General features: G+C 63.2%; 5 protein-coding genes. All 5 read left to right on the forward strand.

Going from position 1 to position 7,961, the window contains the following annotated elements:
* The first annotated feature begins 156 nt into the window (after positions 1–156).
* Complete coding sequence (gene rpoC / locus ACEQX1_RS15630) at positions 157–4,353, forward strand: DNA-directed RNA polymerase subunit beta' (protein ID WP_024352401.1); 4,197 nt, start codon at positions 157–159, stop codon at positions 4,351–4,353.
* 424 nt (positions 4,354–4,777) lie between these two features.
* On the forward strand, positions 4,778–5,149 hold the full coding sequence (gene rpsL, locus ACEQX1_RS15635; protein WP_009209736.1) for a 30S ribosomal protein S12: 372 nt from the start codon (positions 4,778–4,780) through the stop codon (positions 5,147–5,149).
* Between the two features lie 31 nt (positions 5,150–5,180).
* A complete protein-coding gene (gene rpsG / locus ACEQX1_RS15640; RefSeq protein ID WP_009209735.1) occupies positions 5,181–5,651 on the forward strand; it encodes a 30S ribosomal protein S7 in 471 nt (156 codons plus the stop codon).
* 30 nt (positions 5,652–5,681) lie between these two features.
* Entirely contained in the window at positions 5,682–7,772 is a 2,091-nt protein-coding gene (gene fusA, locus ACEQX1_RS15645; protein WP_370197031.1) for an elongation factor G, read from the forward strand.
* A 63-nt stretch (positions 7,773–7,835) separates the two neighbouring features.
* On the forward strand, positions 7,836–7,961 hold a 126-nt coding region (locus ACEQX1_RS15650), incomplete at its 3' end, for a GTP-binding protein (protein WP_245396639.1).

The raw sequence follows: 7,961 nt of genomic DNA on the forward strand, positions 1-7,961 counted from the left end.
GGCCGCGGCCGAATCGGCCAGTCCTGACCGGCCCGCGGCGCGCCGCGGTCCGGGCCGGCGCCCCGTCGGCGCCGGTCCTCGACGATTGAAGAATTTGAGCGGCCGCCGGTAACCCCCGCCGCGGCCCGGGGCAGGCGCCCCAGAAGGAGAAAAGCCATGAACCAAGAGGTCATGAACATCTTCAATCCGCAGGTGGCTGCGCAGACGTTCGATTCGATCCGGATCTCGCTTGCCTCGCCTGAGAAGATCCTCTCCTGGTCGTTCGGCGAGATCAAGAAGCCCGAGACGATCAACTACCGTACGTTCAAGCCCGAGCGCGACGGCCTCTTCTGCGCGCGCATCTTCGGTCCGATCAAGGACTACGAGTGCCTGTGCGGCAAGTACAAGCGCATGAAGTACAAGGGCATCATCTGCGAAAAGTGCGGCGTCGAGGTCACCCTCTCGCGCGTGCGTCGCGAGCGCATGGGCCATATCGAACTCGCCGCGCCGGTCGCCCATATTTGGTTCCTGAAGTCGCTGCCGAGCCGCATCGGCACGCTGCTCGACATGACTCTCAAGGATATCGAGCGGGTTCTCTATTTCGAGAACTACATCGTCACCGAGCCGGGCCTGACCTCGCTGAAGGAGCACCAGCTCCTGTCCGAGGAAGAGTACATGATCGCCACCGACGAGTTCGGTGAGGATTCGTTCACGGCGCTGATCGGCGCCGAGGCGATCCAGGATCTGCTCGGCTCGATGGATCTCGAGACGATCGCCGGCGACCTTCGTTCGGAGCTCGCGGAGACCACCTCCGAGCTCAAGACGAAGAAGCTGATGAAGCGGCTGAAGATCGTCGAGAACTTCCTGGAATCCGGCAACAAGCCGGAATGGATGATCATGAGCGTCGTTCCGGTTATCCCGCCGGACCTGCGCCCGCTCGTCCCGCTGGACGGCGGCCGCTTCGCGACCTCCGATCTCAACGACCTGTATCGCCGCGTCATCAACCGGAATAACCGCCTCAAGCGGCTGATCGAGCTGCGCGCGCCGGGCATCATCATCCGCAACGAGAAGCGGATGCTGCAGGAGTCCGTCGACGCGCTGTTCGACAACGGCCGTCGCGGCCGCGTCATCACGGGTGCCAACAAGCGCCCGCTGAAGTCGCTCTCCGACATGCTCAAGGGCAAGCAGGGCCGGTTCCGTCAGAACCTGCTCGGCAAGCGCGTCGACTATTCCGGCCGTTCGGTCATCGTGACCGGTCCGGAGCTGAAGCTGCACCAGTGCGGCCTGCCGAAGAAGATGGCGCTCGAGCTGTTCAAGCCGTTCATCTATGCGCGCCTCGACGCCAAGGGCTTCTCGTCCACGGTCAAGCAGGCCAAGAAGCTGGTCGAGAAGGAGCGTCCGGAAGTCTGGGACATCCTCGACGAGGTCATCCGCGAGCATCCGGTCCTGCTGAACCGTGCGCCGACGCTGCACCGTCTCGGCATCCAGGCGTTCGAGCCGGTGCTGATCGAGGGCAAGGCCATCCAGCTGCACCCGCTCGTCTGCACGGCGTTCAACGCCGACTTCGACGGCGACCAGATGGCGGTCCACGTGCCGCTGTCGATCGAAGCGCAGCTCGAAGCCCGCGTCCTGATGATGTCGACCAACAACATCCTGCACCCGGCGAACGGCCAGCCGATCATCGTGCCGTCGCAGGACATGGTGCTGGGTCTGTACTACCTGTCGATCATGAACGAGAACGAGCCGGGCGAAGGCATGGCCTTCTCCGACATCGGCGAGATGGAGCAGGCGCTGTTCACCGGCGCCGTGACGCTGCACTCCAAGATCAAGGGCCGGTTCAAGACCATCGACGCCGAGGGCAACCCGGTCTCGCAGATCTACGAGACCACCCCGGGCCGCATGCTCATCGGCGAGATCCTGCCGAAGAACGCCAAGGTTCCCTTCGACATCTGCAACGAGCTGATGACGAAGAAGAACATCTCGCGGATGATCGATCAGGTGTATCGCCACTGCGGTCAGAAGGAGACGGTGATCTTCTGCGACCGGATCATGCAGCTCGGCTTCCGCCATGCGTGTACCGCGGGTATCTCGTTCGGCAAGGACGACATGCTGATCCCCGAGACCAAGCCGCAGATGATCGGCGAGACCCAGGCGCTCGCGAAGGAATACGAGCAGCAGTACAATGACGGCCTGATCACCCAGGGCGAGAAGTACAACAAGGTCGTCGACGCCTGGGCCAAGTGCACGGACAAGATCGCCGACGAGATGATGGCCCGCATCAAGGCCGTCGAGTTCAACGAGGACGGCCGTCAGAAGCCGATGAACTCGATCTACATGATGTCGCATTCGGGCGCGCGTGGTTCGCCGACCCAGATGCGTCAGCTGGCGGCGATGCGCGGCCTGATGACCAAGCCTTCGGGTGAGATCATCGAGACGCCGATCATCTCGAACTTCAAGGAAGGCCTGACCGTTCTCGAGTACTTCAACTCGACCCACGGTGCCCGTAAGGGTCTGGCCGACACCGCCTTGAAGACCGCCAACTCGGGTTACCTGACCCGTCGTCTCGTCGACGTCGCGCAGGATTGCATCATCACGCAGGTCGACTGCGGGACCGACAAGGGTCTGACGATGCAGCCGATCGTCGATGCCGGCCAGGTGGTCGCGTCGCTGGGCCAGCGCGTGCTGGGCCGGACCGCGCTCGAGGACATCGTGCATCCGCTCACCGGTGAGGTCATCGTCAAGGGTGGCGTCACCATCGAGGAGCCGGATGTCGAGATCATCGAGAAGGCCGGCATCCAGTCGATCAACATCCGTTCGGCGCTGACCTGCGAGATCCGCACCGGTATCTGCGGCACCTGCTACGGCCGCGATCTGGCCCGTGGCACGCCCGTCAACATGGGCGAGGCCGTCGGTGTCATCGCCGCACAGTCGATCGGCGAGCCGGGCACGCAGCTCACCATGCGGACCTTCCACATGGGCGGTACCGCACAGGTGGTGGATTCCTCGTTCCTCGAGGCGTCCTACGAAGGCACGGTGCAGATCCGCAACCGCAACGTGGTGCGCAACTCCGACGGCCAGCTGGTCGCCATGGGTCGCAACATGGCCATCCTGATCATGGATCAGGCGGGCAAGGAGCGGGCCTCGCATCGCGTCACCTACGGTAGCCGCGTCTATGTGGACGATGGCGATACCGTGCGGCGCGGCCAGCGTGTCGCCGAGTGGGATCCTTATACCCGCCCGGTGCTCACCGAGCTCGACGGTACGGTGGACTTCGAGGATCTGGTCGACGGCATCTCGGTGTCCGAGCAGGCCGACGAGGCCACCGGCATCACCAAGCGTGCGGTCATCGACTGGCGGGCGAGCCCGCGCGGTCAGGACCTCAAGCCGGCGATGGTCATCAAGGGTGACGACGGCGAGGTTCTCAAGCTGCCGCGCGGTTCCGATGCCCGCTACTACCAGTCGGTCGACGCCATCCTGTCGGTCGAGCCGGGCACACGGGTGTCGGCCGGTGACGTCCTGTCGCGTATTCCGATGGAAAGCGCCAAGACCAAGGACATCACCGGTGGTCTGCCGCGCGTCGCCGAGCTGTTCGAGGCCCGCAAGCCGAAGGACAACGCGGTCATCGCCGAGATCGACGGTACGGTGAAGTTCGGGCGCGACTACAAGAACAAGCGCCGGATCATCATCGAGCCGCACGAGGAGGGCGCCGAGCCCGTCGAGTACCTGATCCCGAAGGGCAAGCCGTTCCATCTCCAGGAAGGCGACGTCATCGAGAAGGGCGACTACATTCTCGACGGCAACCCGGCACCGCACGACATCCTGGCCATCCGCGGCGTGGAGGCTCTCGCGAGCTACCTCGTCAACGAGATCCAGGAGGTCTACCGGCTCCAGGGCGTTCTGATCAACGACAAGCACATCGAGGTCATTGTCCGGCAGATGCTGCAGAAGGTCGAGATCGTCGAGTCGGGCGACAGCGGCTACATTCCGGGCGATCATGTCGACCGGATCGAGCTGGCGGAGCTGAACGAGCGTCTGAACGAGGAGGGCAAGCGTCCCGCCTCGGGCAACCCGGTCCTGCTCGGCATCACCAAGGCGTCGCTGCAGACCCCGTCCTTCATCTCGGCCGCCTCCTTCCAGGAGACGACCCGGGTGCTCACCGAGGCCGCGGTTGCCGGCAAGACGGACACGCTGCAGGGCCTCAAGGAGAACGTCATCGTCGGCCGACTCATCCCGGCCGGTACCGGTGGCACCATGACCCAGGTCCGCCGCATCGCCACGGCGCGCGACGACCTGATTCTCGACGATCGCCGCAAGGCGGCCAACGTCGCCGAGACCGACCGGATGCTGACCTCGGTCAGCGACCCGGCCGAATAGGTCTTAACGGCCTGTTAACACCCTTCAGGGGCCGCCTTCGGGCGGCCCTTTGTCGTTTGGGGCCCGCGATGCGGCCCTGTACGGCGCGAGCGCCTGCAATATGCCGGCGCTTTCCGGCAGGACCGGGGGATCGGGGTTGACGAGGGGGGAGGGAATCGATAGATAGCCCTCCAACAGAGCCGATGTGAAGCCGACTCTTCCCAAGGACGCCGCGTCCGGGATCCAGAGCTTCAAACAAGGCTTCGTTCAACGAGACGCCACATCGCTGTATGCACGATCGCCCTGGCGGTCCTCTGCTTCGTGCCGGGCAGTTCGCAATACATGCGAACGATATGCTCGGTTTCGTGCATGGAGAAGTCCACTCCATGTACGGGCGGGCTGCTTCGTTTCGAACTTTGGATTTGGAAGAAGAGGGAAGGTTGGAATGCCGACCATCAACCAGCTTGTCCGCAAGCCTCGCGTACGTCCCACCGAGCGCAATACGGTCCCGGCACTCGAAGCGAACCCGCAGAAGCGCGGTGTCTGCACGCGAGTTTATACGACGACCCCGAAGAAGCCGAACTCGGCTCTGCGTAAGGTCGCCAAGGTTCGCCTCGTCAACGGTTACGAGGTGATCGGCTATATCCCGGGCGAGGGGCATAACCTTCAGGAGCACTCCGTGGTGATGATCCGCGGCGGTCGCGTGAAGGATCTTCCCGGCGTTCGCTATCACATCATTCGCGGCGTGCTCGACACGCAGGGTGTCAAGAACCGGAAGCAGCGGCGTTCGAAGTACGGCGCCAAGCGTCCGAAATAAGCCCAACGCTGATCACTGGAAGAGACGATAAATGTCCCGCCGTCACAGAGCCGAAAAGCGCGAGATCAACCCGGACCCGAAGTTCGGCGATCTCATCGTATCCAAGTTCATGAATGCCGTCATGTATGATGGCAAGAAGTCGGTTGCCGAGCGCATCGTGTATGGCGCGTTCGACGCCGTCCACGAGAAGTCCCGCCAGGACGCCGTGGCGATCTTCCACCAGGCGCTCGAGAACATCTCGCCGCACGTGGAAGTCCGTTCGCGCCGCGTTGGTGGTGCGACCTACCAGGTCCCGGTCGACGTTCGTCCGGAGCGCCGTCAGGCACTGGCCATTCGCTGGCTGATCACTGCGGCTCGCAACCGCAACGAGACGACCATGGTCGATCGCCTGTCGGGCGAACTCATGGACGCCGCCAACAACCGCGGTACCGCCGTGAAGAAGCGCGAAGACACGCACCGCATGGCGGAAGCGAACCGCGCCTTCTCGCACTACCGCTGGTAATTCTAGCTTCTGTCCGAAAGGCGACGCCCGATGGCACGCGACTATAAGATCGAAGATTACCGTAATTTCGGCATCATGGCTCACATCGATGCGGGAAAGACGACGACGACCGAGCGGGTGCTCTTCTACACCGGCAAGTCCCACAAGATCGGCGAAGTGCACGACGGCGCTGCGACGATGGACTGGATGGAGCAGGAGCAGGAGCGCGGCATCACGATCACCTCCGCTGCGACGACCACCTTCTGGCAGGGTCGCGACGGCAAGAAGCGCCGCTTCAACATCATCGACACCCCGGGCCACGTCGACTTCACCCTTGAAGTCGAGCGTTCGCTCCGCGTGCTCGACGGTGCGATCGCACTGCTCGACGCCAATGCCGGTGTCGAGCCGCAGACCGAGACCGTCTGGCGCCAGGCCGACAAGTATCATGTCCCGCGCATGATCTTCGTCAACAAGATGGACAAGACCGGCGCCGACTTCTACCGCTGCGTCGAAATGATCAAGTCGCGCCTCGGTGCGCGTCCGGTCGTGATCCAGCTGCCGATCGGCGCCGAGAACGAGTTCAAGGGCGTCGTTGACCTCATCGAGATGAAGGCGCTTGTCTGGCGCAACGAGAATCTCGGTGCCGAGTGGGACATCGTCGAGATCCCGGACGATCTGAAGGATCGCGCCGAGGAATATCGCGAGCTGATGATCGAGGCTGCGGTCGAGATCGACGAAGCCGCCACCGAGAAGTATCTCGAAGGCGAGATGCCCGACAATGACGAGCTGCGTCGCCTGATCCGCAAGGGCACTTGCGACGTCTGGTTCACCCCGGTTCTGTGTGGCTCGGCCTTCAAGAACAAGGGCGTTCAGCCGCTGCTCGACGCCGTCGTCGACTTCCTGCCGTCGCCGGTCGAAGTCCAGGCGATCAAGGGTATCGACCCGAAGACCGATGGCGAGATGATCCGCAAGTCGTCGGACGACGAGCCGCTGTCGATGCTGGCCTTCAAGATCATGAACGACCCGTTCGTCGGTTCGCTCACCTTCGCCCGCATCTATTCGGGTGTCCTCACCAAGGGCTCCTCGGTGATGAACACGGTGAAGGACAAGCGCGAGCGCGTCGGCCGCATGCTGCAGATGCACTCCAACTCGCGTGAGGACATCGAAGAGGCGTATGCAGGCGACATCGTGGCGCTGGCCGGTCTCAAGGAGACCACCACGGGCGACACGCTCTGCGATCCGCTGAAGCCGGTCATTCTCGAGCGCATGGAATTCCCCGATCCGGTCATCGAGATTGCGATCGAGCCGAAGACCAAGGGCGACCAGGAAAAGATGGGCCTCGCGCTCAACCGCCTGGCAGCCGAGGATCCGTCCTTCCGCGTCAAGACTGACGAGGAATCCGGCCAGACGATCATCGCCGGCATGGGTGAGCTTCACCTCGACATCCTGGTCGACCGCATGAAGCGGGAGTTCAAGGTCGAGGCGAATATCGGTGCACCGCAGGTGGCATACCGCGAGACGATCACGCGGAAGGCCGAGGTGGACTACACCCACAAGAAGCAGACCGGTGGTACGGGCCAGTTCGCCCGCGTCAAGCTGGTGTTCGAGCCGGCCGAGATCGGCGAAGGGTTCTCCTTCGAGTCGAAGATCGTCGGCGGCGCGGTGCCGAAGGAATACATCCCGGGCGTCCAGAAGGGCATCCAGTCCGTCCTCGGTGCAGGTCCGCTTGCGGGCTTCCCGATGGTCGACATCAAGGCCGAGCTCCTCGACGGTGCTTACCATGACGTCGACTCCTCGGTCCTGGCCTTCGAGATCGCCTCCCGTGCGGCGTTCCGCGAAGCCATCCAGAAGGCCGGTCCGCGCCTGCTGGAACCGGTGATGAAGGTCGAGGTTGTGACGCCTGAGGATTACGTCGGCGATGTCATCGGCGACTTGAACTCGCGGCGTGGTCAGATCCAGGGCACCGAGCCGCGCGGCATCGCGCAGGTCGTCAACGCCATGGTCCCGCTGGCCAACATGTTCGGTTACGTGAACCAGCTCCGCTCGATGTCCCAGGGCCGCGCCCAGTACACGATGCAGTTCGATCACTACGAGCAGGTTCCGAACCAGGTCGCTGACGAGATCCAGAAGAAGTTCGCCTGATAGCGAACGGCTTCGAGACGAATAGGGCTCCCTGAGCCCGGACTAGACAAACGGAGTGGCAAGATGGCCAAGAGCAAATTCGAGCGCAACAAGCCGCATGTGAACATCGGCACGATCGGTCACGTTGACCATGGCAAGACGTCGCTGACGGCGGCGATCACGAAGTACTTCGGCGAGTACCGTGCGTAC

The organism is Aurantimonas sp. (genome assembly GCF_964217435.1).
Lineage (GTDB): Bacteria > Pseudomonadota > Alphaproteobacteria > Rhizobiales > Rhizobiaceae > Aurantimonas > Aurantimonas coralicida.

Bases quoted from the DNA above. Each gene is read 5' to 3' on its own strand.
- rpoC (WP_024352401.1), top strand. From the start codon at position 157: ATGAACCAAGAGGTCATGAACATCTTCAATCCGCAGGTGGCTGCGCAG.
- rpsL (WP_009209736.1), top strand. From the start codon at position 4,778: ATGCCGACCATCAACCAGCTTGTCCGCAAGCCTCGCGTACGTCCCACC.
- rpsG (WP_009209735.1), top strand. From the start codon at position 5,181: ATGTCCCGCCGTCACAGAGCCGAAAAGCGCGAGATCAACCCGGACCCG.
- fusA (WP_370197031.1), top strand. From the start codon at position 5,682: ATGGCACGCGACTATAAGATCGAAGATTACCGTAATTTCGGCATCATG.